The organism is Sinorhizobium sp. 22678 (assembly GCF_052044265.1).
In the GTDB taxonomy this organism is placed as follows: domain Bacteria; phylum Pseudomonadota; class Alphaproteobacteria; order Rhizobiales; family Rhizobiaceae; genus Sinorhizobium; species Sinorhizobium meliloti_A.
Genome location: NZ_JBQEMS010000024.1, coordinates 44,150 through 70,638 on the forward strand (window position 1 = coordinate 44,150; position 26,489 = coordinate 70,638).

The window sequence follows — 26,489 nt, forward strand, 5'->3', positions numbered from 1 at the left end:
TCAGGTCGTCATGCTATTCCTCGAAACGGGCGCGCAGAGATCGCGATTTCGGCGTGACAGCCGCAGCACCGTTGCAGGAGGGATGAGATGACGATTATCGGAACGGTCGAGGAGTTGCAGGCGCTCTATGGCGGAGCGAGCGAGGCATCGATCGTCAAGGTAACGGCTGCACTGACGGCCGAGTACCGGGCAATGATCGAAGCGTCGCCCTTCGCAGCGCTCGCCACCGTCGGTCCTGAGGGACTCGACTGTTCGCCGCGGGGCGACGATCGATGCGTCGTCCGCGTCGCGGACGACAAGACCGTGCTGATGCCCGACTGGCGCGGTAACAACCGGGTGGACTCGCTTGCCAATATCGTGCGCGATCCGAGAGTGGCGCTGCTCTTCCTCGTGCCCGGATCGAATACGACCATCCGCATCAACGGCACCGCCGTCGTCAGCGTCGACCCGGCTTTGACCGGTTCCTTCGAGATCGATGGGAAGCACCCGCGCAGCGTCGTCGTGGTCACGATCGGCGAGGTCTATTTCCAATGCGCCCGGGCTCTGATCCGTTCACAGCTCTGGAATGCGGAGCGCTTCGCCGATGCCGCCTCGCTGCCGACGCCGGGCGCGCTGCTGAAGGCTGCCAAGGCCGATTTCGACAAGGAAAGCTATGACCGGGAATGGCCCAGCCGCGCCGCGAAAACCATGTGGTAGGCGGCCGCGGCGGCTACATGTCGAGCCGCGGCCGCCTGAAGTCCGATCAGGCCGGGCCGATCATGGTCTCGGGGCGGACGACGGCGTCGAACTCCTCGTCCGTGACGTAGCCGCCGCCTACGGCCTCTTCGCGAAGCGTTGTGCCGTTCTTGTGTGCGGTCTTGGCGATCTTGGCCGCGTTGTCGTAGCCGATCTTCGGCGCAAGCGCAGTCACCAGCATGAGCGAACGGTCGAGCGCCGCCTTGATGTTGTCCTCCCGCGCCTCGATCCCGACGACGCAATTATCGGTGAAGGAGATAGCCGCATCGGCGAGCAGCTGCACCGACTGCAGGAAGTTGTAGGCCATCAGCGGATTGTAGACGTTGAGCTCGAAATGGCCCTGGCTGCCGGCAAAGGTCAGCGCCGCATGATTGCCGAAGACCTGGACGCAGACCTGGGTGAGCGCTTCGCACTGAGTCGGATTGACCTTGCCCGGCATGATGGACGAGCCCGGCTCGTTTTCCGGCAGCGAAAGCTCGCCGAGGCCGGAGCGGGGGCCGGAGCCGAGAAAGCGGATGTCGTTGGCGATCTTGAAGAGCGCGGCGGCGGTGGCGTTGATCGCGCCGTGGCTGAAGACCATCGAGTCGTGTGCGGCCAGTGCTTCGAACTTGTTCGGCGCGGAAGTGAAGCCGATGCCGGTGATGCCGGCGATTTCCTCGGCGACCTTCTCGGCAAATCCGACGGGCGCGTTGAGCCCGGTGCCGACGGCGGTCCCGCCCTGGGCGAGCTCGCAAAGGCCGGGGAGCGTCATCTCGATCCGTTTGATCGAGGAGGCGACCTGCGCAGAATAGCCGGAAAACTCCTGTCCCAGAGTCAGGGGCGTTGCGTCCTGCGTGTGGGTGCGTCCGATCTTGATGATGTGATCGAAAGCCTTCACCTTCTCTTCGAGCGCCTTGTGCAAGTGCTTGAGCGCCGGCAGCAGATCGTGGATCACGCGCTCCGCGCAGGCGATGTGCATGGCGGTGGGATAGGTGTCGTTCGACGACTGGCTCATATTGACGTGATCGTTCGGATGAACCGGCCTCTTCGAGCCCATGACGCCGCCGAGCAGCTCGATCGCACGGTTGGAAACGACCTCGTTCGCATTCATGTTCGACTGGGTTCCGGAGCCCGTCTGCCACACGACGAGAGGGAAGTGCTCGTCAAGCTTGCCGTCGATCACCTCCTGCGCGGCCCTGACGATCGCGTCGCCGATCGTCGGGTCGAGGCGGCCGAGCGCCATGTTGGCGCGGGCAGCTGCCTGTTTGACGATGCCGAGTGCACGCACGATTGCCAGAGGCTGCTTTTCCCAGCCGATTTTGAAATTGCCCAGCGATCGCTGGGCCTGTGCGCCCCAATAGCGGTCGCTCGCCACTTCGATGGGGCCGAACGTATCTGTTTCCGTGCGGGTCGATGTCATCGCGATACCTGCTTTCGTCATGCGGTTCATGAAGCCGAGGCGGGGAACCGGGTCCAAAGCCGATCTTTCTCCCCGCTGCCGGGCATTTCTCTGCCTCGGCCATGACGCCTTGTAAAGGGGCCGCGGGGGCTTGGAGCCCCTACAATCGTTTGAATTTCCGCCGAGCGGCAAGCCGCGATCAGGCTTCGCTCACAAGGGTTTCCGGCCGGCACGATGTGTCCTTTCCGTCACATCCGCAATCTTCCGTTGCGCATCTTCCCTGTGTCGCAGGGAACATCGGCATGGCGCCCCGGCGTTCAAAGTGGATGCAAATCAGATTTTTAGGCGAAGGGTCATGGCTGAAAAACGGGACGCGGCGATATGCGGGGCGCGGATTCGGGAGGCTTCGTTTCCTTTTCATTCACCATCCTTTTCTATAACTCTCGGAGCACGAGGGCGTGGCGAGAATCTGGCGGCGACTGCATTCGGCGGCGACGCAATACGGGGACGTTTATATCTATGAGAACTATCAAGTCGGCAGCGATTGTCGCGCTCATGAGCGGCTGTGCGGTTGCAACCATGGATGTGCAGCCGGCGTCTGCAATCACCTTCATGGACTTCATCCGCGGAGGCAAGAAGCGCGATGCGCAGGAGCAGGTGCAGCCTCGCCAGCAGGTTCCGGGCGTGGACATGTTCGCGCCGCAGCGGCTTGATCAGAAGGTGGCGAAGCCTCCGCGCATCACCGGCCCGCGCTATTATACCTATAAGGCGGATCCGCTGCGCCGGATCGCGACGGACCGTCTGGTCGATCCCGTCGTTACCGGTTCGGTGCTGAACGGAGCCCTGCCGCCTATGCTGCGCTCGCCGCTTTCCGATGCGCGCCAGTTTCTTCCGGAAATCAATGTGCGCGCGCCCGGCGAAGTGGCGAAAGCTGTCGAGAATTTCTACGGCACCCGGTCGGATTTCCTGTGGATCGAGAGGACGGGCGTCAACGGCCGTGCCAAGGCGGCGCTGGCCGTCCTGTCCGACGCTGCGAAGGTCGGTCTCGACCCGCTCGACTACGCCGTCGTCATTCCTCCGGAAGATTTCGACCGCGGCGACATGATCGCCCGCGAGAAGGATTTGGTGCGCTTCGAAATCGCGATGTCCGCGGCCGTGCTCACCTATGTCCAGGACACCGTGCGCGGCCGTATCGACCCGAACAGGATATCCGGCTATCACGACTTCAAGCGGAAAAACGTCGATCTTCTTGGCTTTCTGGAGAAGGTCGAGACAAGCAGTGACGTCGCGGCGCTTGTCGAAAGTCAGAATCCGAAAAGCGCACAGTTTACGGCATTGAGGCAGGAACTCGAGCGGCTTCGGACGCAGGTGGAAGCTGTGCCACGGGTGGAGATCGCACCGGGGACGTTGCTGAAGCCCGGCGAACGCAATCCGGAACTCGCGAATGTCATCGCCGGAATCAAGTTGAAAGCCTCGGAAGCGTTGAAGACGGAGCATGCGGTCGTGCTCGCGGCCTATGACGGGACGCCGGACTACACGCCCGAGTTGGTGCCGGTCGTCGAGGCCTTCCAGAAGGAACATGGCCTGAAGGCGGATGGCATTGTCGGGCAGGCGTCGATACGCGCGCTCACCGGCGGCGATACGACCGAAGGGAAGATAGACAAGGTCGAAATCGCGATGGAGCAGGCGCGCTGGTTGCCGGATGGGCTTGGCGAGCGCTATGTCTTCATCAACCAGCCGGCCTTCACCGCCTCCTATACGGAACAGGGCACCGAGCAGTTCTCCATGCGCGTGGTCGTCGGTTCCAAGGCCAACCAGACATATTTCTTCCAGGACGAAATCCAGACGGTCGAAGTAAATCCCTATTGGGGCGTGCCGCAGTCGATCATCGTCAACGAGATGCTGCCGAAGCTTAGAAACGATCCGGGCTACCTGGATCGGATGGGTTATCAGGTGGAAGTCGGCGGCCGCGTTGTTCCTTCCACCGCGGTGAACTGGTACGGATCGACGAACTCGGTCGCCGTGCGTCAGCCGCCGAGCAGCGACAATGCGCTTGGCGAACTGAAGATCCTCTTCCCCAATGCGCATGCGATCTACATGCACGACACGCCGTCGAAGAGCTTCTTCAAGCGTGATCAGCGGGCGCTCAGCCATGGCTGCGTGCGTCTTGCCGATCCCCGGCGCATGGCGGCGGCGGTTCTGGGCGTGAGTGTCGAAGAGGTCGGCATGGAAATCTCAGGCGGCCGCAACAAGGCGCTGCCGGTATCCGCCAAAGTTCCAGTCTATGTTTCCTACTTTACCGCCTGGCCGAACAAGGACGGAACCGTCGAGTATTTCGACGACGTCTACGATCGCGACATGTATATGAATCGCGCATTCGAGGCGACGCGCAAGGCGCGGAGTTTGGAAGGATGAGGAGAGTGGGCCGCGTTAGACGAGCGGCCCCTTTCACTTCGGCTTGCGGGAGAGCACGGTCTCGACCAGATTCGGTGTCAATTCGTCGAAGTGCCCGATGATCTGATCGGGCAGCAGGCTTTCGATAGGCACGTCTGAATAGCCGAAGGGCACGACGATCGACGGAACGGAGGCATTTCGGGCGACGAGAACGTCGTTGAGGCTGTCGCCGACCATGACCGCCCGTTCGGCCACCCCACCGGCATTCGAGACCGTCGACAGCAGGTGGTCGGCATGCGGTTTGCGCACCGTGAAGGTATCGCCGCCGGATATCGCCGCAAAGCGGCCAAGTAGCCCCAACCCCTCCAAAAGACGCTTTGCCAGCATTTCCGGCTTGTTGGTGCAGACGGCGAGTTTCAGCCCCGCATCCTGCAGGCGGTCGAGCGCTTCGACCAGCCCCGGATAGGGCAGGGATTCACCCGGCATTGATCCGTGATAAAAATCGACGAACTCTTTCATCTGCCAGGACAGTTCTTCTTCGGCAATCGTTCTGCCGCGAAGCGCGAAAGTCCGCTCGATCATGGCCCGTGCGCCGTGGCCGACCAGATGCGTGAGGTCCGCATAGGTCACCGGCTCGATACCGGCTTGCGTCACCGCATGGTTCAAGCTGGCGACGAGATCGGGCGCTGTGTCGACGAGCGTACCGTCGAGATCGAAGACGACTAGGGGCAGGGACACCGGCAACCTCGTTCTGCAAAACCTTGTCCGACCGGGTAGGCGAAGTCGGCGTGGAATGCAATGGCGACCTAGGTCGTAGCGCTGCCGGAATCCGGTTCAGGCCGTGCATTTTGACTTTTGTTTGCCGCGGCGGGCGTGTAAGTGTCTCAGCGGAATTGGACGGTGGCGGCCGAGGGCGACGCCCCCGCCTGACGTGGATCGAGAGGGAGCGAGTGGCGCATGGACGCCCGCCAAATGAAGATCAAGGCCGCCGAAGCGGCGCTTGAACATGTCGAAAACGGCATGCGGCTTGGAATAGGCACAGGCTCGACGGCTGAAGAATTCGTCCGATTGCTGGCCGAGAAAGTGGCATCCGGCTTTCAGATCTCCGGCGTCCCGACGTCCGAGCGGACGGCGCGCCTCTGCCTCGAGCTCGGTGTGCCTCTGAAGTCGCTCGACGAACTGCCGGAACTGGACCTGACGATCGACGGGGCCGACGAGGTCGACGGAAAGCTACGCCTCATCAAGGGCGGCGGTGGCGCGTTGCTGCGCGAGAAGATCGTCGCGAGCGCCTCGGCGCGGATGATCGTCATCGCCGACGAATCGAAGGTCGTGGACGTGCTCGGCGCTTTCAAACTGCCGATCGAGATCAATTCTTTCGGCCAGGTCGCCACGAGGCTCGCGATCGAAAAGACCGCTTCGCGTCTGGGTCTTGCAGGAGATATCGTCGTGCGATCCTCCGGCGACGGAGCCTTCACGACCGATGGCGGACACCTCATTCTCGATGCATCTTTTGGCCGTATTCCTGATGCAGATGCGCTCGCGGTGGAGCTGAACGCCATCCCGGGCGTCGTCGAGCACGGGCTTTTCATAGAAATGGCGTCGATGGCGATCATTGCCGGTCCTGAGGGAGCGCGCAGCCTTACGGCCTCTTGAACCGTTCCGGCCGAGCGGCGCGGGGCGTATCGAGAGACAGACTTTTGCACAGGTCAGCCAGGCGGCGGCTATCGGCCGGGCGGCACGTGCCAACACAGGAGCATGGAAAAATATGGACAAATTCGCAGGTCTTGCCCGCACTTTCGCTACTGCTGCGATCCTCGTTTCGGTTGCGGTTCCGGCGGTACGGGCGCAGGACGTGACGGAAGATCAGATCAAGGCTGCGCGTGCGACGATCGCCGCGCTCGGCGTGACCAACAGCTTCGACAACATTCTGCCGAACCTCGCCGAACGCCTGAAGAACACGCTCATTCAGGCATCGCCGAACCATCAGGAACTGATCACCGCGACCGTGGACGAAAAGGCGCTCAGCCTCGCCGGGCGGCGTTCGGATCTGGAGCGCGAAGCCGCCACCATCTACGCGAAGACCTTCACCGTCGAAGAGCTGAACGCCATCGCCGACTTCTACAACTCGACCGCGGGCAAGAAGCTTCTGAACGACGGCCCGATCGCCTCGCGTGAGATGCTGAAGGCTGCCGACATCTGGGCTGCCGGCGTTTCGCGCGACCTGACCAGCGAAGCGACGAAGTCGCTCGATGAGAAGATCGGCAATGCGCCGGCGGCAAATGCCGGCGCCACGGCGCCTGCGCAATAACGACCGGTCGAACCGGCGGTCTTGCCGCCACCTGACGGCACGAGTTTAACCGCAAGACAGGAGCCCGGAGCGATCCGGGCTTTTCTTTTTTTGCGCCGCAATACTATATCAGGGGCGAAAGGCGACTCCGTGTGCGCTTTCCAGCCCGACGTCCCCCGGCCGACGGCCTATTCGACATTTCACTTCCTGCAGGAGTTCCCATGAGCGCTTTCGACTATGACCTCTTCGTGATCGGCGGCGGTTCGGGCGGAGTGAGAAGCGGGCGGCTGGCTGCGGCGCTCGGCAAGAAGGTGGCGATCGCCGAGGAGTTCCGGTACGGCGGGACGTGCGTCATCCGCGGCTGTGTACCGAAGAAGCTCTATGTCTATGCCTCGCAGTTTGCGGAACATTTCGAAGATGCCGCGGGCTTCGGCTGGGTCGTCGGCGAGAGCCGTTTCGATTGGGCCAGGCTCGTTGCTGCGAAGGAACAGGAGATCGCCCGGCTGGAGGGTCTTTACCGTAAGGGCCTGGCGAATGCCGGGGCCGAGATCCTGGATACGCGCGCCGAGCTCGCCGGTCCGAACACCGTGAAGCTGCTTGCTAGCGGCAAGACCGTCACCGCGGAGCGCATCGTTATCGCGGTCGGGGGGCATCCGAGTCCGCATGACGCGCTGCCGGGCCATGAACTGTGCATCACCTCCAACGAAGCCTTCGATCTTCCGGCGCTGCCGGAATCGATCCTCATTGCCGGCGGCGGCTACATCGCCGTGGAATTCGCCAATATCTTCCACGGGCTGGGCGTGAAAACGACGCTGATCTACCGCGGGAAGGAAATTCTGTCCCGCTTCGATCAGGATATGCGGCGTGGTCTGCACGCAGCCATGGAGGAGAAGGGAATCCGCATCCTCTGCGAGGACATCATTCAGTCGGTGTCGGCGGATGCGGACGGGCGGCGGGTGGCCACGACGATGAAACATGGTGAGATCGTCGCCGACCAGGTGATGCTGGCGCTCGGTCGTGTGCCGAACACGACGGGTCTCGGGCTTGAGGCCGCCGGCGTCAGGACCAATGAGCTCGGTGCAATCATCGTCGACGCCTTTTCGCGCACGAGCACGCCGGGGATCTACGCACTCGGCGATGTGACCGATCGCGTGCAGCTGACCCCGGTGGCGATCCACGAGGCCATGTGCTTCATCGAGACGGAATACAAGAACAATCCGACCTCGCCGGACCACGACCTGATCGCGACTGCCGTCTTCTCGCAACCCGAGATCGGCACGGTCGGGATCACGGAAGAGGAAGCGGCCCGGAAATTCCAAGAGATCGAGGTCTATCGCGCCGAGTTCCGGCCGATGAAAGCGACGCTCTCCGGCCGTAAGGAGAAGACGATCATGAAGCTCGTCGTCAATGCCTCTGACCGCAAGGTCGTCGGGGCGCATATTCTCGGCCATGATGCGGGCGAGATGGCACAGTTGTTGGGGATTTCGCTGAAGGCCGGCTGCACGAAGGACGATTTCGACCGGACGATGGCGGTTCACCCAACGGCGGCGGAGGAGCTCGTCACGATGTATCAGCCGAGCTATCGCGTGAGGAACGGAGAGAGGGTCGGCTGAGCCTTGTCCGCCGGCGTCGTGGCAGTCCACGTTTTCTGGTAGGATGGCTTTCCAAGCCCCCTGTTAACGTTTATAAGCCCGCATCCGCGAAAGTAGTCCGCCCCGGGCGTTGTGGCAGATCGCAGGTATCGGCGGGGCTGCCGACGCGGACGCATGCAAATCCGGATGCCGGGCGGCGTGACGGCCGCAGGGCGCGACGCGGGCCGATCCGCGTCAGACAACAGGTGATGGAAATGGCACAGACTTGGACTCCGAACAGCTGGCGGCAAAAACCCATTCAGCAGGTGCCGGACTATCCGGACCTCGCAGCGCTCGATAGCGTGGAGGCGCGTCTTGCCAAGTATCCGCCGCTTGTCTTCGCCGGAGAGGCGCGCCGTCTCAAGAGCGCACTTGCCAATGTCGCCGAGGGCCGCGGCTTCCTGTTGCAAGGGGGCGACTGCGCCGAGAGCTTCGCCGAGCATGGCGCCGATACGATCCGCGATTTCTTCCGCGCCTTCCTGCAGATGGCCGTCGTCCTGACCTTCGGTGCGCAGCAGCCGGTCGTCAAGGTGGGCCGCATTGCCGGCCAGTTCGCCAAGCCGCGCTCGTCGGGCGTCGAAAAACAGGGCGATGTGACGCTGCCGAGCTACCGCGGCGACATCATCAACGGCATAGAGTTCACGGAGGAGGCTCGCGTGCCCAATCCGGAACGGCAGGTCATGGCCTATCGCCAGTCCGCGGCCACGCTGAACCTGCTGCGCGCCTTCGCCATGGGCGGTTACGCCAATCTCGAGAACGTCCATCAGTGGATGCTCGGTTTCGTCAAGGACAGCCCTCAGGCAGAGCGTTACCGCAAGCTCGCCGACCGGATCTCCGAGACGATGGATTTCATGAAGGCGATCGGTATCACCGCTGAAAACCATCCGAGCCTGCGTGAAACGGATTTCTTCACCAGCCACGAAGCTCTGCTGCTCGGTTACGAGCAGGCGCTCACGCGCGTCGATTCGACCTCGGGCGACTGGTACGCGACGTCCGGCCACATGATCTGGATCGGCGATCGTACGCGCCAGCCCGATCATGCGCATATCGAATATTGCCGCGGCATCAAGAATCCGCTTGGCCTGAAGTGCGGCCCGTCGCTGACGGCGGACGGCCTTCTCGAATTGATCGACATCCTCAATCCCGCCAACGAGGCGGGACGTCTCACGCTGATCTGCCGCTTCGGCCACGACAAGGTCGCCGAGCATCTGCCGCGCCTCATCCGAGCCGTCGAGCGGGAGGGCAAGAAGGTGGTGTGGTCCTGCGATCCGATGCATGGCAACACGATCACGCTCAACAATTACAAGACCCGACCGTTCGAGCGGATTCTGTCCGAAGTCGAGAGCTTCTTCCAGATTCACCGCGCCGAAGGTTCGCATCCGGGCGGCATCCATATCGAGATGACCGGCAACGACGTCACGGAGTGCACCGGCGGCGCGCGTGCGCTTTCCGGCGACGACCTTGCCGATCGCTACCACACCCATTGCGATCCGCGCCTCAATGCCGACCAGGCACTTGAGCTGGCCTTCCTGCTCGCCGAGCGGATGAAGGGCGGCCGCGACGAGAAGAAGATGGTCGTCAACGGCTGATCGCTTCGATAAAGCCATCGGTTCAATATTTCTGAACCTGTGGCGCATTCTCTGAATTTGACTTTGGCCGGGCCAGCTTGAAAGCTTGCCCGGCTTTTATGTGTTGAAGTGCACAGGTTCGAAGGGGCAGACGATGGAAATAAACGAGGGCGGTTGCCTTTGCGGCGCTGTGCGTTTCAAGACGCGCGGAAAGCTTCGCGATCTGATCTTCTGCCATTGCTCTCAATGCCGAAAGCAAACCGGGCTCTACTACGCGGCCACGAATGTGCTCGACAGTGAAATGGAAGTGGAAGGCGTCGAGAACGTGACCTGGTACCGTTCCAGCGATGAGGCCCGACGCGGTTTCTGCCGGCATTGCGGATCGGCCCTGTTCTGGAAGGCGGATGGACTGGACTACACGTCCATTCTCGCCGGAACGTTCGACGGGGCGGTGGCGCTCGAGCCCGGCTATCACATCTTTTGCGCGGACAAGGGGAGCTATTACGACATCGGCGACGACCTGCCGCGCTTTCCAGGATCGCGGCCGTAGCGTCATAAGGCGTGCAGCGAATGCTCGGCAGTCAAGCAGGCCAATCGGAGGCTTGATCATAGGCGCTGGCCAAAGCCTCGATCTTGACCGCCTGCCAGGAGACATATTCCTCGATCAGCCGTGCGCTCAGCCAGAACCGTCCGCGTCGTCCATCCTCGGATTTGCCAAGGAACCCGGCTGCGTCGGCGCTGGCGAATATCCGGCGGACATGGGTATTCGATATCAGGTAGTGCTCGGCGAGTTTCGCCAGGCTGACTTCGACCCATACCTTGCCGTCCATCGGCACGAATTCGCAGACGCGCGTCATGAGATCGTCGAGGATCACGCCGCCCGATTCGGACCAGACAAAGATGGCGACACCCTTCGGCGGCGTCGTCCATCTGCCGTCGGAGAGGAGGCGCCGTGCCGCGAGCGGCTGGGCGCGTTCGAAAATCGATTTGTCCGCCTCGACGCGTGAGACTCTGGTTCCGCCGTCGAGGAGATCGATCGTGCTCATCTGACTCTTGAACCAGAGGCGCATCGCGGTCTCGCTGACCTCGGTCGGCTCGAGAGGGCGCGCTCTCTTGGTACGTCCGCCGGATGCCGGCTGAAGCAGCTTGTAAGCGACCAGTTCCGCCAGGAATGCGGCCGCCGTGTTGCGGCTGGCGCCTCCGGTATCCCGCATGAATTTGAGCAACCGCGCGGCAGTGATGCCTGATTCCGGGTTGTTGGCATCCCGTTCGAGATGCAGGGAATAGGCCGCTTGGGTCAGCATCCACTTCTGGTGTGACGCCACCAGCCGCGCAACGCGCGGGAAGAGGTCATTGACGGCGATCAGCGTTCGCGCGCCTGCCTGCAATATTTGCGGGAAATTTGGATTTTGCACCAAGTCGCTAACCGTCAAGCCGGTTGGTACCTGCTGCTCAGAGCTGCCCTTCTCCGCGACCCGCTGCATCTGCTGCGCGCGCCCCCACTCCTGCGCTGGGGGCACTGCAATGGTCCCTTCGCCCCGCATTTACCATTCACGCGTAATGAACAATGCGCAAGGCCTGCGATTTGTTTCACACGAAATTGAAATCGGCACGTGTGCGAGCGCTTTACTGAACAAGAACGGGCCGTTGGCATTTGACGCCGGTGACGCGCACGTCGGCCTCGCCGATGCGCACGCCGACGAGGAGCAGTAGATTGTAGAGCAATTGATCGACGGGTGCGGTCACCGCGCCGAGTGTTTGCGCCAGGGCCTGCTGCAATAAAGTCGGACTTCCGATCGAGAGGAGACCGCCCACATTGATCTGGGCGTCGAGATTGCCGAGCAGGGTCTTGGTCGTGGAAGACAGGATATCCCTGGTCGAGACGCTCTTGATCGTCCGCGAGGCAACCTCGGTGGGGCTGAATGCCAGGCGAGAGGGTTGCAGGTTCTTGGACTCGACATGGGCGATGCCGTCGATCTTGATGAGACCGTCGAGGAGCCGCGCCCGGGTCACCCGGGCGTCGGACGAAAAGCTCGACAGGACGGTGGGATCGACATCGCCGAGGGCGATCTCCGCCACGCCGGGAACCGCATCTATGATCACCGCCGCATTCTCCGGCGTTCCGCCGTAGCAACGGATATCCGAGAGCTTTGCTTCCGCATGGGCGAGTTCGACATAGATCGGCAGCCGAATGCGGGTCCCGGCGAGAGCCGCGAGACCGTCGATGACGACTTCGACGGCGAGGCGCGTCTGTGCCGTTCTTACTGCCGCGCCCGGTGAACCAAGGCGATGGCTCGGCGTTTCCACGGGCGGTTCACCGATCGCGAGCCTGACCTTTACCGAGGCAATACCTGGCAGGCCCGCAACGGCGTCGAGCGCGATCTGATGTTCGCCGTTGGCAATCACCGCAGCGGCAGAGACGATTTGCAATGCACTGACTTTCATCGACCAGTCCGAGCCCGCATCTATGCCGAGGCTCTTTTTCGGGTCGATGTTGAGGATCTGCGCCAGAGTGAATGTCTGCCTGTTCCCGGCTGTTGCGAGTTCGACGGACTTGAGCGCTGAAGTCACCGTTCCGGAAAGCCCCTGCACGAGCCGCAGCGATCCGAGCAGTTGCGGCATCGTCAGCTCCGTCGCCAGCACGTCTTCATAGGAAGCGGCCGTGAGACTGAGGCGGGTGGCGATGATCTTGAGGAATGGCTGGATATCGATGTCGGCGTCGATCAATGCCTCGTAGTCCATGACCTTCAGCGCCACATTGGTGCCGAGCATCTGGCCGAGGATCGCGTTCAAGAGGCCACCATTGAGGCTGGCAAGGCGGGAGCCGACGGAGAAGGCAGCGACTTTCGAACTCGCCGCGGTGCCGATCACGCTCAAATCGGGCGAGTCACTGAACAGCGCCGCAAGATAGATGTCGCCCTTCTTCTCAAGCGTAACCTGGACGGCGTCGGCGGGCAGGGCCCCCCTGATGAACCGTTGGCCGGCATCGATCGTCGGGTCGGGGACATAGCGCCCGCGCACGATCGTAGCCACCCCCTTTGCGGCGGTTTCGACGTCGTTCGGCAGGAGCTTGCCGTCCACAGTCATCAGCCCCGAGGGAGTCGAGACGGCGAAGCCGAGACCGTTGCTCCGGAAGTGGGCGAGCACGGCCTCTTCGGCTGAACTTACATTGGCGGCGGCCGCGATCGAGGCGAGGTCCGCAACAGACTGCAGCTCGCGCCGCTGAAGGGTGAGATAGCCGTAATCGATGCCGAGCCCCATCGACGCGACCACCAGCGGCATGACGAGGGCCGCCGAGACGCCGATATTGCCGGTGCGGGACTGCAGGCATCGCCGGAAGACGGATGTCGCTCCATGCATCTCAGATACCTCCCACGCGTATCGTCGCGTAACGCTCGATCTGCTCACCCGGCAGGGCAAAGGTGAAGAGCTTCCAGATGGGGAGGTCACTTGCGTCATAGGAGATGGTGACGGTGAACTGGTTGGTATTGTTGGCGTCATCGCGCACGGTGACGTTCATGCGGGAGGAGTCGATGAAGGTCTGGCTCATCGTCGTGCGCCGGATGTAATCGGTCGCAAGGCGCTCCCGCTCCTCTTCGGAAAGGCCCGCAATCGCCGTCCGTGCCGCATCCGCGGCTATCTGCTGGATCGAATGTGCGGCGCTCAGATAGATCCCGTAGGCTATCAGCGTCAGCACGCACATGAAGAAAAGCGGCGCAATGACTGCGAATTCAATGGCGGCAGCACCCTTCCGACTGCCGAGCAGGCGGTTGAAAACGGACATGCGGCACCTCCGAAGTATTCTGAGTATTTGTTTCCCATTGTCTCTGCAGCTTCAGGCTGCGCCACAATCGTTAATTATTCTATACGCCTGCAAGTATTTGTTTTTGCTTGTGGAAAATTGAAATTTAGGAAATATTTATTCGCGTTTTAATTGAATTCGGTGGCGTCTGCCACATTTTCCCGAGGGGGCACGGTTCGCCCGGAATCAAGAAGCGCTTCACTGCTTGTCGAAAGCAGTGAAACGCTTCGTGAAGCCGGGGGGATTGGCCGTCCTAGCCGAGTCCCTTCACAAACCAGCGCTGTAAAGCTCGGCGTGGGACTTGAAGAAGCGCTCGGTGCTGTAGCGCTTGCCGAACATCATGTCGTGCTGCAGGAAGCGGTAGTCACGCAGCGATGCGGGGATCTTCGGCTGGCGCAGCCAGTCGGCGACGTCCTTGCCGTTCTTGCGGATCAGCATGTAACGGTCGAGGACACGGTAGTGGTCGTAGACCTTGCCGAGGAACCCAGTGTAGTAGGGATGCTCGTAGCCCGCCTGTTTCAGGATCTGGTAGGAAAGGAAGGCCGGGCTGATCGTGCCGATGTTCTTCTTCGGCCCCGTCTTGTTCGACCAGACGACGAGCGGCGTCTCATGCTCGGCCTTCATCTGATCCTTCGGTCCCTTGCGCTCGGCCGTAATGCCCTTCATGTAACCGGTGCTGGAATAGACGGTGTTCAGCGGTGGGAGGTGGTCGCCGAAGAGAACGATGATCGTCTCCCGGTCGCGCTCTTTCGCCCAGTCCATCAGCATCTTGAGGCTATCGTCGGCTTCCTTCACGCCTTGCGCATAGGTGGCGAGCACCTGGCGGTCGGCCTCGGGAAGATCGCCCTCGACTTTGATCGTGTTCTTCGCATAGCGGTTGGCCTCATAGGGACCATGGCCCTGCAGGGTCACCGCGAAAAAGAAAAAAGGATCCTCCACCTCGTCCGCCTGGCGGATGATTTCCTTCGTCAAAGACTCGTCCGACGCGAAGATGCCGCGCTTCTGCATGGCCGGCATGTTCTCTTCCGACCGGAACATGTCGAAACCGAAGGCCTTGTAGACAGCTGTGCGGTTCCAGAACCATCCCTGGAAAGGGTGAATGGCGCGCGAAACATAGCCTTCGCCGCGGAAGAAGGTGGCGAGCGAGGGAATCGGATTGCGGATATATTGCTGGTAGGGGATGCTGCCATAGGGCAGGAACGCGTTGGAAAAACCGGTCAGCGCTTCGAATTCGACATTGGCGGTCATGCCGCCGAATTCCGGAGAAAATACGTTGCCGCCCTGCAGTTCACGGATCGTCGGCATCGGGTCGGGCGTGAGCTTCACCTTGGGAAGCCGCGTAGGATCCCAAAAGGACTCGCTCATCAGCACGATCACATCCGGTTTGCCGCGATGGGTCGTGCCGGCGGGAAGCGACTTTACCGGAATCCGGTCGATCGCGTCCGCCATATAGCCGGCCGGCGCGTTTACGTTGGCCATCGGGAGGTTGATGGCAAAAGCAAGCGCGAAGCCGTTGTGGCGGTAGTTCTCGGTCTGGTCCCACATGATGGGGATGACACGAAGCCGGTCACGGATCCACGAGAACTGGTTGTAGTCCATGATGTTCCAGAATGCGACCAGCAGCGGCAGGGCGAATGCGATCCGCATCAGCCGCTCCCGACGTGTCAGCTTGGGAAAATTCCGCCAGGCGAACCGCAGCAGGAGCGCGCCAACGACGATGGCCGCGATCAAACCGGCGACGACGCCGACTGCGGTCCACGGCCTGTCCTTCACGAGTACCGGCATCAGCTCCATGATCTGCCGGCCGAAAAGGAAATCGGTCGGATAGAGCGGATCGGACAGGAAGACCTGCTTCTGCTGACTGATGAATGCCGGCACAACGGCGAGCGGCGCGACGAGCAGCGCGGCCTTGTGCTCGCGGCCGAACAGGGCATCGACGCCGAGCATGGCGAGGAAGAACACGGCGACCGTGGTCCAGGCCGGGCGCATGGGATCGGTGAAATAGGCGACGGTTTCGGGCAAGGACCAGCGCACGATCAATTCGACGGTGAAGACGAGCGCCGTCGCAATGAGAAGCGTGAAGAGCGCACTGCGGGCGCCCGACAGGGTTCTCGTATATCTTGCGGAAGAGCCTTGCCCGTCGGCGTAGACTTGAGAGCTGCTCACGGCGGAATCGATACGGGCCAACGGGCGTCTCCAGTTTCACAAATATTTCACTCTACCGTCATACGACTGTCATCTTGAACAGGGGATGAATGGCGGAAACGGCGCCGCCGCTGCCAGGTTCCTGTGGCGGCTAAAGAATTTCTGCGCTGCGCTTAACGGTCCGAAAACACGAAGCTTTTCGGATTTTTTCAGCCGGATCTCGATTGAGGGCGGGTTTTTTTCTCCCGGATGCGGTAAGAACAGCGCGAACGACACATGCATTCGCTGACGAGAGACGACGGGCCCGCTCATGACTGCACAGAAAGCCGCTCCCTCAACGCTACGGATCGCCGTGGCACAGCTCAATCCCACGGTCGGAGACATTGCCGGCAACGTCGCGAAAGCACGCGAGGCGCGAACGGCGGCGGCGCGCGAAGGCGCCGATCTCCTGCTTCTGACCGAGCTCTTCATCTCCGGCTATCCGCCGGAAGACCTCGTCTTGAAGCCCGCTTTTCTGAAGGCCTGCGAGCAGGCGGTGGAGAAGCTTGCGGCGGAGACGGCAGATGGCGGGCCGGGCGTGGTTATCGGCTTTCCGCGCCGGGCCGCCGGCCTCCGGCACAATTCCGTTGCAGTTCTCGACGCTGGGACGATCATCGCCATCCGCGACAAGGTCGACTTGCCGAACTACGGCGAATTCGACGAAAAGCGCGTCTTCGACGCGGGTGAGATGCCGGGCCCGGTGAACTTTCGCGGCGTGCGGATCGGCATACCGGTGTGCGAGGACATATGGGGCGATCTCGGCGTCTGCGAGACCCTCGCGGAGAGTGGCGCCGAAATCCTCCTGTCACCGAACGGTTCGCCCTACTACCGAGGCAAGGTCGACGTGCGCCATCAGGTGGTGCTGCGGCAGGTGATCGAGACCGGTCTGCCGATGATCTATGCCAACCAGCTCGGCGGCCAGGACGAGCTGGTTTTCGACGGCGCGAGTTTCGCCTTCAACGCGGACAAGTCGCTGGCATTCCAGATGAGCCAATTCGAAGAGGCGGTGGCCGTCTCCGAATGGAAAAGGGGCGCGGGCGGCTGGACCTCGACCAACGGGCTCAAGTCGCGCATACCGGAAGGCGAAGAGGCGGATTACCGCGCCTGCATGCTGGGCTTTCGCGATTACGTCAACAAGAACGGCTTCAGGAACGTCGTTCTCGGCCTGTCCGGCGGCATCGATTCGGCGATCTGCACGGCGCTCGCGGTGGATGCGTTGGGCGAGGAGCGGGTTCGCACGGTCATGCTGCCCTACCGCTACACCTCGCGCGAGTCGTTGCAGGATGCCGAGGCATGCGCCAAGGCGCTCGGCTGCCGCTACGACATCGTTGCGATCGAAGAGCCGGTCGAGGGCTTCCTCAGCGCGCTCTCCGACATGTTCGAGGGAACCGAGGCGGGCATTACCGAGGAAAACCTTCAGAGCCGTACGCGCGGGACGATCCTGATGGCGATATCCAACAAATTCGGCTCCATGGTGGTGACGACGGGCAACAAATCCGAAATGTCGGTCGGTTACGCCACGCTTTACGGCGACATGAACGGCGGCTTCAATCCGATCAAGGATCTCTACAAGATGCAGGTTTACGCGCTGGCACGCTGGCGAAACGGCACCGTTCCGCCGGGAGCGCTGGGCCCGTCTGGCGAAGTCATTCCGCAGAACATCATCGACAAGGCGCCGTCGGCCGAACTCCGCCCCGACCAGACGGATCAGGATTCGCTGCCGCCTTATCCGGTGCTCGACGACATTCTCGAATGCCTGGTCGAGAAGGAAATGAGCACGGAGGAGATCGTCGCGCGCGGGCATGAAGAGGCAACCGTTCACCGGATCGAGCACCTGCTCTACATCGCTGAATACAAGCGCCGCCAGTCGGCGCCGGGCGTGAAGATCACCAGGAAGAATTTCGGCCGCGACCGGCGTTATCCGATCACCAACCGCTTCCGCGACAGGGGGTAGCATGCGCAGTTCGGTGGAGATCTTCGACATCGCGACCGGCGAGACGCGCGTCGTCTGGCAGACGGAGCGGCTGGTCGAGGCACCGAACTGGTCACCCGACGGAAAATTCCTCATCATCAACGGCGACGGCAGGCTTTATCGGCTTGGCTTCGACGGTTCCGAGCCCACGGAGATCGATACCGGCTTTGCCCGGCGCTGCAACAACGATCACGGGATTTCGCCCGACGGCAGCACGCTCGTGATCAGCGACAAGACGGAATTCGGCAGTTCGGCAATCTATCTGCTGCCGGCAGAAGGCGGCACGCCGCGGCTCGTAACACGCAACCTGCCGTCCTACTGGCACGGTTGGTCGCCCGACGGACGCATGCTGGCCTATTGCGGAATCCGCGATCAGGTCTTCGACATCTACACGATCCCGGTCGAAGGCGGGGAGGAACGCCGCCTGACGCAGGGGCAGGGCCGCAATGACGGGCCGGACTGGTCTGCGGACGGGGAGTGGATCTATTTCAATTCAAGCCGTACCGGCCGCATGCAGATCTGGCGGGTGAGGCCGGACGGCGCGGATCTACAGCGTATCACCGACAGCCCTTACGGCGACTGGTTTCCGCATCCGTCGCCGGACGGCAGGCACCTGCTCGTGCTCTCCTATGACGGCGATGTCTTCGATCACCCGCGCGATCTCGACGTGCGTCTCCGCCTGATGGATGCGGACGGCGGCAATGCGCGCGTACTGCTCGAACTCTTCGGCGGGCAGGGGACGGTGAACGTCCCGAACTGGTCGCCCTCGGGCACCGCCTTTGCCTTCGTACGCTATCAGCCGGAGGAATAGCCTGCGGGGTCAGACACGCGGCAGGTTGTAAGGGGTGATTACTTCGACGGCGGAAAGATGCCGCTTTTCGGAGGCGCGCAGCGCGCCCCGGCGCTCCATGACTGCGTGGAAAGCCATGCGGACGTCCGTTTTCAGGTCGTGGTGAAGAACGAACTGGACAAGGCCCTGACGCAGGAGGTCCAGATTGTCCTCGTCGAGGTCGTGAGCGACGAAAAGAAGGCAGCCGCGCTGCAACTGTCTGAAGGCGTCGAGCACGGCGGGATTGCCTCCGCCGATCGAATAAACAGCATTGATCTCCGGATGGCTGCCGATTGCCTTGAGGGCAAGTGCGCCTGTCTCCTCGTTCCTGCCGTGGCCCTCGCTGATCTCGATCACGCCGATATGCGGATATTTTTCCCGCAGCACGCGGCGAAAGCCGATCTCGCGTTCCTCTTCGCCGCGAAAGCGGCTGCTCGATATGGTGACCAGCACCGTCGCAGGACGGTCCGCGAAGCGCTCGCCGATCAGGTAGGCTGCGGTTTCCCCGGCGGCGCGGTTGTCAGCCCCCGCATAGGCCGTCCGCGATGAATGCGGCAGATCGGTAACGAGCGTGACGACCGCAACTCCCGCTTCTTCGAGCCGCGCTACGGCGCCGGCAATCTCCGGCACGTCGGGCGCCTTGAGGACTACTCCGTCGGTTCCGCGAAGCCGAATACGGTCGAGCAACTGGCTGATGTCCTGCGGCCGCATGGTCTCGGCGAAATGGAAGCGGGACCGGAAAAGGGTGGGCATGAAGGTCCCGGCTTCGCTTTCGAATGCCTTGCGCACCGCTTCGGTAAAGCGTTCCGGTGCCTCCATCACGACGTCGACGGCAATTTTGCGTCCCTGTACCTCAAGGCCGGCCTGCTGCCTCTCGAGTTCACGAATGGCTGCATTGACGCGCATTACCGTTTGTTGGCGCACGCCCCTCCGGCCGTTGAGGACGCGATCGACGGTCGCCGTACTGAGTCCCGCCTGGAAGGCGATGTCCTTGACGAGAAACGGATGTGCCACCGATCCCTCCTGATGGCTTTTTGATGGATTCCTGCTCTATATCAGAAGCGGGCAAGCCGTATAGTCGGATCATCGTCGTCCTTGAGGAGGAAAACTGATGAAGACGGACAATCCCGCGAGCGCGCGTCTGAAACGCGTCTGGCTCAGTGAGGCGGCCTGCGATATCGAGGAATTTCGCGCCGCGGTCGAGCACCGTGTCGGCCTCGCGGACTATCCGCACGCGGCAGACTGCCAGAAGAACGTCCTGATCTATGACAGCGCCCGTCTTATCGGTGATTGCGGCACGCAGGACGGCAGGCGGTCGGTGCTTGCGGAGATCTGCGAAGTGCTCGCGACGGGGCCGGGCGTCGCGGTCTTCAAGCGTGCCTTCACCGATACGCATGTGGTCGACGAAGCGAGCCGCATCTTCGATGAGATCATCGAGGAGCAGCACCGCACCAACAGCGGCGGCGGCGATCATTTCGCCAAGCCCGGCGCCAACGACCGGATCTGGAATTCTCTGGAAAAGCACTGCCTGAAGAACCCTGAGAATTTCGCCGCCTACTACGCCAACGCCATCATCGCGCTTGTCAGTGAGGCGTGGCTTGGTCCGAGCTACCAGATGACGGCGCAGGTCAATCGCGTCAATCCGGGCGGCGCGTCTCAATCGCCGCATCGCGACTACCATCTGGGCTTCCAGACCTCGGCCGTCATAGAGCAGTATCCGGCGCATGTGCACAGGCTCTCGCCGGTCCTGACGCTCCAGGGCGCGGTCGCTCATTGCGACATGCCGGTCGAAAGCGGGCCAACCTTGTTCCTGCCCTATAGCCAGACGTATCTGCCTGGATATCTCGCTTTGAGACGGCCGGAGTTCCGCGCCTATTTCGAAGAGAATTATGTGCAATTGCCGCTGGAGAAGGGCGATGTCGTGTTCTTCAACCCGGCACTTTTCCACGCCGCGGGCAGCAACCGGTCTGCGGGAATCAAGCGTGTCGCCAATCTTCTGCAGGTATCCTCCGCCTTCGGCAGGGCGATGGAAACGGTGGATCGCGAACACATGTGCGCCGTGCTCTTTCCGGCTCTGAAAGTCCTTGCGGCCGGCGGCAAGCTCACGCAGGACGAAATTGCCCATGCGGTTGCCGCGTGCGCCGAAGGCTATTCATTCCCGACCAATCTCGATCGTGATCCGCCGGTTGGCGGTCTGGCGCCCAGGACGCAGGCGCAGCTGATGCACGAAGCGCTTGCCGGTGAATGGAGTGCCGAGGCGTTTGCCGAGGCGTTGGCCGATCAGGCGGCGAGAAAGCTAAGCTAAACCACCTGGCTCAATGCACGGTCACGAAGCCATATTCACCAACATATCAAAGGGAGGAACAGGATGAGCACGGACCACGCCCGTTTGGACGGGAAGATCGCCATCGTGTCCGGTGGCACGCAGGGGCTCGGTGCCGCGATTGCCGCACTCTTTGCCGAGCGTGGCGCCGCCGGCGTCGTCATTTGCGGGCGAAACGCGGCGAAGGGCGAGGCGAAAGCTGCCGAGATCGCCGCGGCGACCGGTTCGAAGGTCGTCTACGTACCGGCGGATCTCGAGCGGGTGGAGGATGCCCGTGCGGTCGTCGCTGCTTGCGACCGCACTTTCGGTCGTGTCGACGCGCTGGTCAACGCAGCGGCGATCACGGATCGCGGCACGATCCTCGACACCAGCCCGGAACTCTTCGACCGGATGTTCGCGGTCAATGTGCGGGCGCCATTCTTCCTGATGCAGGAGGTGATAAAGGTGATGCGGCGGGAGAAGACGGAGGGCACGATCGTCAATATCGGTTCCATGTCGGCGAAGGCGGGCCAGCCCTTCATCACAGCCTATTGTGCGTCGAAGGGGGCGCTGGAGACGCTGACCAGGAACACCGCCTATGCCGTCCTGCGCAACCGGATACGGGCCAACGGCCTCAACATCGGCTGGATGGCCTCGGAAGGCGAAGACCGCATCCAGCGCGAATATCACGATGCGCCGGCGAACTGGCTGGAAAAGGCGGCGGCGAGCCAGCCCTTCGGCAGGCTCGTAGATCCGGCCGAGGTCGCGCGCGCCTGCGCCTATCTCTCATCGGCAGAATCCGGCCTCATGACGGGTTCCGTCATCTGTTTCGATCAGTCGATCTGGGGGGCCTATGACGCCTCGCCTCATCCGGAGGCACCGCTCTGAAGCTCTCCTCTTGCTCGCCTTGCGTTTCGAGGGGAGCTGTGGCCATATGCCGCCGTCAGGTGCCCGCGAAATGCGGGAGAATCGGGAAGCCGGTGCAGTTCCGGCACGTGCCCAACGCTGTGACGGGGACGTTCTCGCCAGGTTGGTCTGAATCTTTTCAGACCTTTGCCACTGAATCTTCACGTGATTCGGGAAGGCGGCGCGAACGGATGATCCGAAGTCAGAAGACCGGCCTGGCGAGATAGACCGGCCCCGCGCGGACGGCGGGAGGTTTCCGCATTGTTGGGGATCGAACGATGCTGCCTGACCAGAACGGCTGCCTTGCGGCGGCCGGAGCTTTTTCGCCGGACGAGCGCGCCGCCGTCTATCGTGCCATAGAGACCCGCCGCGACGTGCGCGACGAATTCCTGCCCGAACCACTGCCTGAGGATCTGGTCGCGCGACTGCTCGCTGCGGCGCACCAGGCGCCGTCCGTCGGCTTCATGCAACCTTGGAACTTCGTGCTCGTTCGTCGGGACGAGACGCGGGAGAAAGTCTGGCAGGCATTCCAGCGCGCCAATGACGAGGCCGCAGAGATGTTTTTCGGCGAAAGGCAGGCGAAGTATCGCTCGCTGAAGCTCGAAGGCATTCGCAAGGCGCCGCTCAGCATTTGCGTGACCTGCGACCGGACGCGCGGCGGAGCGGTCGTCCTGGGCCGCACCCATAATCCGCAGATGGATCTGTACTCGACCGTTTGCGCCGTCCAGAACCTCTGGCTTGCCGCGCGCGCCGAAGGGGTGGGCGTCGGCTGGGTCAGCATTTTCCATGAGAGGGAGATCAAGGCGATTCTCGGGATTCCGGAGCATATCGAAATCGTTGCCTGGCTTTGCCTGGGTTTCGTCGACAAGCTGTATCAAGAGCCGGAACTCGCCGCGAAGGGCTGGCGGCAGCGCTTGCCGCTCGAAGATCTCGTTTTCGAGGAAGGCTGGGGTGTCCGTTAGATCACGATGTTAGGGTCGATCTAAGGCCTGGTGATACTCTGGATACCCGACGCGGCTTGTTCGATACCCTCATTCCTGTGCTTGTCACAGGAATCCAGCCAGACCAAGTCCTTGGGCTGAAAGAACGCTTCCCGCGCCGCAGACGCGGCGCTGCTGGATCCCTGTGACAAGCACAGGGATGAGGGTCGAGAGGGTGCGACCCCTCGGCGCATTTCATAAACCGTGAAGATAGCGAGGCGGCGCAGAAGCTCCCGCCCGTATACAGCGTCCCGCTTCGCTTCGATGTAGTAGCCGCACATCCCCGGTCCCTCATTCCTGTGCTCGTCACAGGAATCCAGCCAGACCAAGTCCTTGGGCTGAAAGAACTCTCCCGCGCCGCAGACGCGGCGCTGCTCTCATCCCTGTGACGAGCACAGGGACGAGGACGGAGGAGAGATTGCAGTCCTCCGAAAAGTTTCCCACAGCGCTGCGCATCTTACCGGACGCGCAAAGGTCGCTGCTTAACGGGCTCTGGATCAAGAAGATGCGTGCCATTCTCGCGGAATGCTCGCAACGGCGCCTGTCAATTGTCCTGCAGCGGCTGGTATCGCGGCCCAAGCGGATGCTTGAGGTCGATCGCGCTCTCTTCCTGCGGAAGGAAGGTCGGACCGACGATGCGGACCTTGTTTTTGGTCGGGTCGTAGGGCCGCTCTTCTATCGGCTTGGGCGGCGCCTTTCTCTCGCTGCCCATGGTAATGACCGATGGGCTGACGGCGGTGAGCTTTCCGGCAGAGCCTGTCTTTTGCCTGTTGGCATCCGTTGCGGAATCCGGAATTCCGCAGCCACAGATGCCCGGTGAGCCGACACCGCGCGCCCGGTAGGCAAAGGCCGTTGGGAGGTCGGTGTAGGGTCGGCCGGTCGTTGCCGAAACCATCCGGTCCGCTTCTTCCGTTGCGAGCACATGGTAGTAGAGCTCCGTCTCCGCACCCGGGCAGCGCGCGCGGCAGAGATCGGCGTCGCGACCGAAGTCCGCCGGCGTGGCATGCGAGGAGATGGGAAAGAAGGCGCCATCGCATGTTCGCACGCACATGGTTCTGAGGCTGCCGGCGAAATCGGGCTCCATGAGCGGAAGCTCTGCCCCGGGGGCGTCGAGTAGTAGCGGATAGGCATCGCTGTCCGGCGGCAGGTCCCTCACGATGTTCCGGTGAACCTCCGTTTCCCGGGCGGCGGCGTTCGCAAACTCGCCTCCGGCGCTTCCGGTATCCCAGGCCTCGCGCACCCCTGAGCAGCCGTTGAGTTCCATTGCGGCGAGGATGCGCCGCCGAACGTCGTCGTCGCCACCGCCGATCAGATGCCTGCGCTGCGCCTTGAGTTGCCGCAGATTTTCCTCCATCCGCGCGATCGTGCCGTCGAGTTCGGCGCAAGCCGCCTCGTCATCGCCGCCGATAATGACGACGCTGTCGCTGCTGCATTCCATTCGGCGGCGATCGTTCTTGGCGCGTCGCAACTCGATGTTCTGGCGGGAGACCGCACCTGTGAAATCGCGCAGGCTGGCATTCGTCGTGAAACCTGTGGGAAGGCCGGCGAGGCGGGCGCTCAGCCGTTCGCAAACGCCGGATGCCGCAGCCGGACCGGTTGTCGCCAACGCGAGCGGTACGAGAACCGCCGCGATGCGCCGGATCTTGGATGCCACCTTCGGGGACGCGGACACGTGCTTCTTCCTGCCTTGCAGCGGACCGTTGCCGATGTGTCCGCCTTACCGCCTCATCATAGGACCTTGTCGAGATGGTGCAACGGGAAGAGGGCATCTGCGTTAATTTGCAATGCCCTTGAATGGAAAGCAGTGGGCCGTGCGACCTGCACGGCCCGGAATATCGGGTCAGGCGGCGCGCGCCGTTTCGAGCGACATCGGGCGATCGAGGACGGTACCCTCGATGGAGGCCACAGCCTTCATCGTTTCGAGCAGGTTCCTGCTCACCTCCCAGGCAATGGCGACCGCATGGACGGAGCCGATCCTGTGCGGGTCGGCTATGCGCTCCCCCGGGCAACCCATGCGGCGGAACATTCGCTCCAGGAAAACGTCGGTGACCGTGACGATATGGCTGATGCCCGAGGCAAGGCTCATTTCGCCCACACCGCACATCAGTTCGGCCGCGGCGATGGTGACCTGGTTCGATGCGCGATCCTGGGAAATTTCGGGATCGATGCAGAAGCGGCTCGATTCCCACACCGACGCGCTGCGGATTTCCGGATTGTCCCCGAGCAGGATCGGGAACGTATCGTCCAGCATATTCGGACCGAGCGTCGGAAGGAGCCTGAGAGAGCCACGAATCTTGCCAGTGTCCGGCGAGTACGACATGACATAGAGCGGATTGGCCTTGTCGTAGTGGTCGATTTCCCAGTCCCCTTCGGTCTTGACGTCCCACTTCAAGAAGTCGTGGAATACGCGCTTACGCAGCCGGAACATCTCGTCGATGGCCTGGGGATGCTGGCTGCGACCGTTTCCGTTCACTATCCTGATCATTTTTCGCTCCATGCGTGATTACGCGATGTAGCGATGCTGTCAGGCTCGGATGACATATGTAACTGTCTATAGTGACAGTTTATTTTCTTGTTTTTTCCCAATAGATTTGTGGGGGAAACTGCGAGTGGCCGGTCCTGTCCCGGGCCGGCAACCCGTCAGATGGTGGGGATCAGAGCATGTCGAACAGCGTGCGCTACGGCTTGCGTGTTGGACACTACATTGAGTTTGCGGCGGGCATTGGTCATGAAGAAACGCACGGTTCGCTCGGATATCCCGAGAATAGTTGCAATCTCCCAGTAGCTCTTGCCGGCCGCCGACCAGGTGAGCACTTCGGTTTCCCGCCCGGTCAGGCGGAGATCGCGCTCGTCGAGCGCCCCGGCCATGGCCGAATGTTCGAGCATGGAGGCGTGGAACAGGTTGGCAGCGAGCTGGAAATCGCGCAGATGGCAACGGCGATAGGCGGACCACTCGACCGGCGACATATTGGCACCGATTGCGAGGAGCGCCATGCGGCCTGCAGGCGAGGGGAGCGGCAAGGCCACGCCTTCGGTGGAAAGCCCGATCTCCTCGGCCGCCTCGAAGAGGGGCTCGCATTCCGGAAAGCGGCGCCGCGCTGTCGCCCATTCCACGGGCCTGACACCGCCTAGCGCAAGCTTGAGGATCGGGTCGATCCTGTAAAGCTCCCTGGCGGCGTAGATTTCAGCGGCGTAGGCGCCGAAAGTGTGATGCAGGCGGCAGATTCTCAGACCATCCGGAAGCGACTCCGCCTCCAGATACAGGAGATGCGAGATGTTGAAGGTTCGACGCATCAGGGCGAAGAAGCGCTCGGGGTCGGCGCAACCTCCATATTCCACGATATCCAGCAAATTGAGGACAGCTTGTTGATTAGTCATGCCGTAACACCGAAACTTGCCCCTATAATAAACATGGTTTACGGCGGCCGGTTTTGTCTAGTGCAATATTTCATAAACGGTGCAGTAATCCGGTCTATACAATCATAAGTTGAGTTTTGAGCCTAATATCGCTAGCGCGGCCG

General features: G+C 62.0%; 22 protein-coding genes and 1 riboswitch. Of the genes, 12 read left to right on the top strand and 10 right to left on the bottom strand.

Annotation, left to right across the window (positions count from 1 at the left end; all coding sequences use genetic code 11):
- The first annotated feature begins 87 nt into the window (after window positions 1-87).
- Complete coding sequence (locus tag ACTJKL_RS26225; protein WP_440854181.1) at window positions 88-696, top strand: pyridoxamine 5'-phosphate oxidase family protein; 609 nt, start codon at window positions 88-90, stop codon at window positions 694-696.
- Between the two features lie 46 nt (window positions 697-742).
- On the opposite strand, the gene fumC is transcribed toward ACTJKL_RS26225, so the two are convergent.
- Window positions 743-2,134 carry a class II fumarate hydratase gene (gene fumC, locus ACTJKL_RS26230; RefSeq protein WP_440854201.1) on the bottom strand — a complete coding sequence of 464 codons (1,392 nt, stop codon included), beginning with the start codon at window positions 2,132-2,134 and terminating at the stop codon, window positions 743-745.
- A 498-nt stretch (window positions 2,135-2,632) separates the two neighbouring features.
- On the opposite strand from fumC, the gene ACTJKL_RS26235 reads away from it, so the two are divergent.
- On the top strand, window positions 2,633-4,528 hold the full coding sequence (locus ACTJKL_RS26235) for a L,D-transpeptidase family protein (RefSeq protein ID WP_440854182.1): 1,896 nt from the start codon (window positions 2,633-2,635) through the stop codon (window positions 4,526-4,528).
- Between the two features lie 33 nt (window positions 4,529-4,561).
- Here the strand turns inward: ACTJKL_RS26235 and ACTJKL_RS26240 are convergent, their stop codons facing one another.
- Window positions 4,562-5,245 carry an HAD family hydrolase gene (locus tag ACTJKL_RS26240; protein ID WP_026168614.1) on the bottom strand — a complete coding sequence of 228 codons (684 nt, stop codon included), beginning with the start codon at window positions 5,243-5,245 and terminating at the stop codon, window positions 4,562-4,564.
- 219 nt (window positions 5,246-5,464) lie between these two features.
- On the opposite strand from ACTJKL_RS26240, the gene rpiA reads away from it, so the two are divergent.
- The 5 genes from rpiA to ACTJKL_RS26265 all read left to right on the top strand — a co-directional run bounded on the left by rpiA (window position 5,465) and on the right by ACTJKL_RS26265 (window position 10,543).
- Window positions 5,465-6,160, top strand: a complete 696-nt coding sequence (gene rpiA / locus ACTJKL_RS26245; RefSeq protein WP_440854183.1) for a ribose-5-phosphate isomerase RpiA — start codon at window positions 5,465-5,467, stop codon at window positions 6,158-6,160.
- Window positions 6,161-6,272: 112 nt separating this feature from the next.
- Window positions 6,273-6,815 (top strand): DUF2059 domain-containing protein, encoded by a 543-nt coding sequence (locus tag ACTJKL_RS26250; RefSeq protein WP_440854184.1) that lies wholly within the window; start codon window positions 6,273-6,275, stop codon window positions 6,813-6,815.
- 200 nt (window positions 6,816-7,015) lie between these two features.
- Window positions 7,016-8,407, top strand: coding sequence for a glutathione-disulfide reductase (gene gor, locus ACTJKL_RS26255; protein ID WP_440854185.1), 1,392 nt, complete (start codon window positions 7,016-7,018; stop codon window positions 8,405-8,407).
- A 233-nt stretch (window positions 8,408-8,640) separates the two neighbouring features.
- Complete coding sequence (locus tag ACTJKL_RS26260) at window positions 8,641-10,014, top strand: class II 3-deoxy-7-phosphoheptulonate synthase (RefSeq protein ID WP_100673237.1); 1,374 nt, start codon at window positions 8,641-8,643, stop codon at window positions 10,012-10,014.
- A gap of 133 nt (window positions 10,015-10,147) precedes the next feature.
- A complete protein-coding gene (locus tag ACTJKL_RS26265; protein WP_440854186.1) occupies window positions 10,148-10,543 on the top strand; it encodes a GFA family protein in 396 nt (131 codons plus the stop codon).
- A gap of 31 nt (window positions 10,544-10,574) precedes the next feature.
- Here ACTJKL_RS26265 and ACTJKL_RS26270 read toward each other — a convergent pair whose 3' ends face one another.
- The 4 genes from ACTJKL_RS26270 to ACTJKL_RS26285 all read right to left on the bottom strand — a co-directional run bounded on the left by ACTJKL_RS26270 (window position 10,575) and on the right by ACTJKL_RS26285 (window position 15,982).
- Window positions 10,575-11,513 (bottom strand): hypothetical protein, encoded by a 939-nt coding sequence (locus ACTJKL_RS26270; protein ID WP_440854187.1) that lies wholly within the window; start codon window positions 11,511-11,513, stop codon window positions 10,575-10,577.
- A gap of 106 nt (window positions 11,514-11,619) precedes the next feature.
- Window positions 11,620-13,353: a TadG family pilus assembly protein gene (locus tag ACTJKL_RS26275; protein ID WP_440854188.1), complete on the bottom strand. Its 1,734-nt coding sequence runs from the start codon at window positions 13,351-13,353 to the stop codon at window positions 11,620-11,622.
- 1 nt (window position 13,354) lies between these two features.
- Entirely contained in the window at window positions 13,355-13,777 is a 423-nt protein-coding gene (locus tag ACTJKL_RS26280) for a TadE family protein (protein ID WP_100673095.1), read from the bottom strand.
- 285 nt (window positions 13,778-14,062) lie between these two features.
- Window positions 14,063-15,982: an LTA synthase family protein gene (locus tag ACTJKL_RS26285; protein ID WP_440854189.1), complete on the bottom strand. Its 1,920-nt coding sequence runs from the start codon at window positions 15,980-15,982 to the stop codon at window positions 14,063-14,065.
- Window positions 15,983-16,250: 268 nt separating this feature from the next.
- Here ACTJKL_RS26285 and ACTJKL_RS26290 point away from each other — a divergent pair, with 268 nt between their 5' ends.
- Entirely contained in the window at window positions 16,251-17,933 is a 1,683-nt protein-coding gene (locus tag ACTJKL_RS26290; RefSeq protein ID WP_440854190.1) for an NAD+ synthase, read from the top strand.
- 1 nt (window position 17,934) lies between these two features.
- Window positions 17,935-18,762 (top strand): TolB family protein, encoded by an 828-nt coding sequence (locus ACTJKL_RS26295; protein WP_440854191.1) that lies wholly within the window; start codon window positions 17,935-17,937, stop codon window positions 18,760-18,762.
- A gap of 9 nt (window positions 18,763-18,771) precedes the next feature.
- Here the strand turns inward: ACTJKL_RS26295 and ACTJKL_RS26300 are convergent, their stop codons facing one another.
- Entirely contained in the window at window positions 18,772-19,794 is a 1,023-nt protein-coding gene (locus ACTJKL_RS26300) for a LacI family DNA-binding transcriptional regulator (protein WP_440854192.1), read from the bottom strand.
- Window positions 19,795-19,891: 97 nt separating this feature from the next.
- Here ACTJKL_RS26300 and ACTJKL_RS26305 point away from each other — a divergent pair, with 97 nt between their 5' ends.
- The 3 genes from ACTJKL_RS26305 to bluB all read left to right on the top strand — a co-directional run bounded on the left by ACTJKL_RS26305 (window position 19,892) and on the right by bluB (window position 22,950).
- Entirely contained in the window at window positions 19,892-21,085 is a 1,194-nt protein-coding gene (locus tag ACTJKL_RS26305; RefSeq protein ID WP_440854193.1) for a phytanoyl-CoA dioxygenase family protein, read from the top strand.
- Between the two features lie 63 nt (window positions 21,086-21,148).
- Entirely contained in the window at window positions 21,149-21,970 is an 822-nt protein-coding gene (locus tag ACTJKL_RS26310) for an SDR family oxidoreductase (RefSeq protein WP_440854194.1), read from the top strand.
- Window positions 21,971-22,010: 40 nt separating this feature from the next.
- Window positions 22,011-22,221: riboswitch (cobalamin riboswitch) on the top strand.
- Window positions 22,222-22,266: 45 nt separating this feature from the next.
- Complete coding sequence (bluB, locus tag ACTJKL_RS26315; RefSeq protein ID WP_440854195.1) at window positions 22,267-22,950, top strand: 5,6-dimethylbenzimidazole synthase; 684 nt, start codon at window positions 22,267-22,269, stop codon at window positions 22,948-22,950.
- 562 nt (window positions 22,951-23,512) lie between these two features.
- Here the strand turns inward: bluB and ACTJKL_RS26320 are convergent.
- The 3 genes from ACTJKL_RS26320 to ACTJKL_RS26330 form a co-directional block, all read right to left on the bottom strand.
- Window positions 23,513-24,640 (bottom strand): DUF2865 domain-containing protein, encoded by a 1,128-nt coding sequence (locus ACTJKL_RS26320; RefSeq protein ID WP_440854196.1) that lies wholly within the window; start codon window positions 24,638-24,640, stop codon window positions 23,513-23,515.
- A 168-nt stretch (window positions 24,641-24,808) separates the two neighbouring features.
- Window positions 24,809-25,453: an acyl-homoserine-lactone synthase gene (locus tag ACTJKL_RS26325; protein ID WP_003534106.1), complete on the bottom strand. Its 645-nt coding sequence runs from the start codon at window positions 25,451-25,453 to the stop codon at window positions 24,809-24,811.
- Window positions 25,454-25,608: 155 nt separating this feature from the next.
- Window positions 25,609-26,346, bottom strand: coding sequence for a helix-turn-helix transcriptional regulator (locus ACTJKL_RS26330; protein WP_018095134.1), 738 nt, complete (start codon window positions 26,344-26,346; stop codon window positions 25,609-25,611).
- Window positions 26,347-26,489: the final 143 nt, after the last annotated feature.

What these genes read in the sequence shown, in the direction of transcription:
- gor (WP_440854185.1), top strand. Translation starts at nt 7,016, where the DNA reads ATGAGCGCTTTCGACTATGACCTCTTCGTGATCGGCGGCGGTTCGGGC.
- ACTJKL_RS26330 (WP_018095134.1), bottom strand. Translation starts at nt 26,346, where the DNA reads ATGACTAATCAACAAGCTGTCCTCAATTTGCTGGATATCGTGGAATAT.
- ACTJKL_RS26305 (WP_440854193.1), top strand. Translation starts at nt 19,892, where the DNA reads ATGAAGACGGACAATCCCGCGAGCGCGCGTCTGAAACGCGTCTGGCTC.
- fumC (WP_440854201.1), bottom strand. Translation starts at nt 2,134, where the DNA reads ATGACATCGACCCGCACGGAAACAGATACGTTCGGCCCCATCGAAGTG.
- ACTJKL_RS26295 (WP_440854191.1), top strand. Translation starts at nt 17,935, where the DNA reads ATGCGCAGTTCGGTGGAGATCTTCGACATCGCGACCGGCGAGACGCGC.
- rpiA (WP_440854183.1), top strand. Translation starts at nt 5,465, where the DNA reads ATGGACGCCCGCCAAATGAAGATCAAGGCCGCCGAAGCGGCGCTTGAA.
- ACTJKL_RS26275 (WP_440854188.1), bottom strand. Translation starts at nt 13,353, where the DNA reads ATGCATGGAGCGACATCCGTCTTCCGGCGATGCCTGCAGTCCCGCACC.
- bluB (WP_440854195.1), top strand. Translation starts at nt 22,267, where the DNA reads ATGCTGCCTGACCAGAACGGCTGCCTTGCGGCGGCCGGAGCTTTTTCG.
- ACTJKL_RS26250 (WP_440854184.1), top strand. Translation starts at nt 6,273, where the DNA reads ATGGACAAATTCGCAGGTCTTGCCCGCACTTTCGCTACTGCTGCGATC.
- ACTJKL_RS26290 (WP_440854190.1), top strand. Translation starts at nt 16,251, where the DNA reads ATGACTGCACAGAAAGCCGCTCCCTCAACGCTACGGATCGCCGTGGCA.
- ACTJKL_RS26310 (WP_440854194.1), top strand. Translation starts at nt 21,149, where the DNA reads ATGAGCACGGACCACGCCCGTTTGGACGGGAAGATCGCCATCGTGTCC.
- ACTJKL_RS26325 (WP_003534106.1), bottom strand. Translation starts at nt 25,453, where the DNA reads ATGATCAGGATAGTGAACGGAAACGGTCGCAGCCAGCATCCCCAGGCC.
- ACTJKL_RS26265 (WP_440854186.1), top strand. Translation starts at nt 10,148, where the DNA reads ATGGAAATAAACGAGGGCGGTTGCCTTTGCGGCGCTGTGCGTTTCAAG.
- ACTJKL_RS26235 (WP_440854182.1), top strand. Translation starts at nt 2,633, where the DNA reads ATGAGAACTATCAAGTCGGCAGCGATTGTCGCGCTCATGAGCGGCTGT.
- ACTJKL_RS26225 (WP_440854181.1), top strand. Translation starts at nt 88, where the DNA reads ATGACGATTATCGGAACGGTCGAGGAGTTGCAGGCGCTCTATGGCGGA.
- ACTJKL_RS26280 (WP_100673095.1), bottom strand. Translation starts at nt 13,777, where the DNA reads ATGTCCGTTTTCAACCGCCTGCTCGGCAGTCGGAAGGGTGCTGCCGCC.
- ACTJKL_RS26260 (WP_100673237.1), top strand. Translation starts at nt 8,641, where the DNA reads ATGGCACAGACTTGGACTCCGAACAGCTGGCGGCAAAAACCCATTCAG.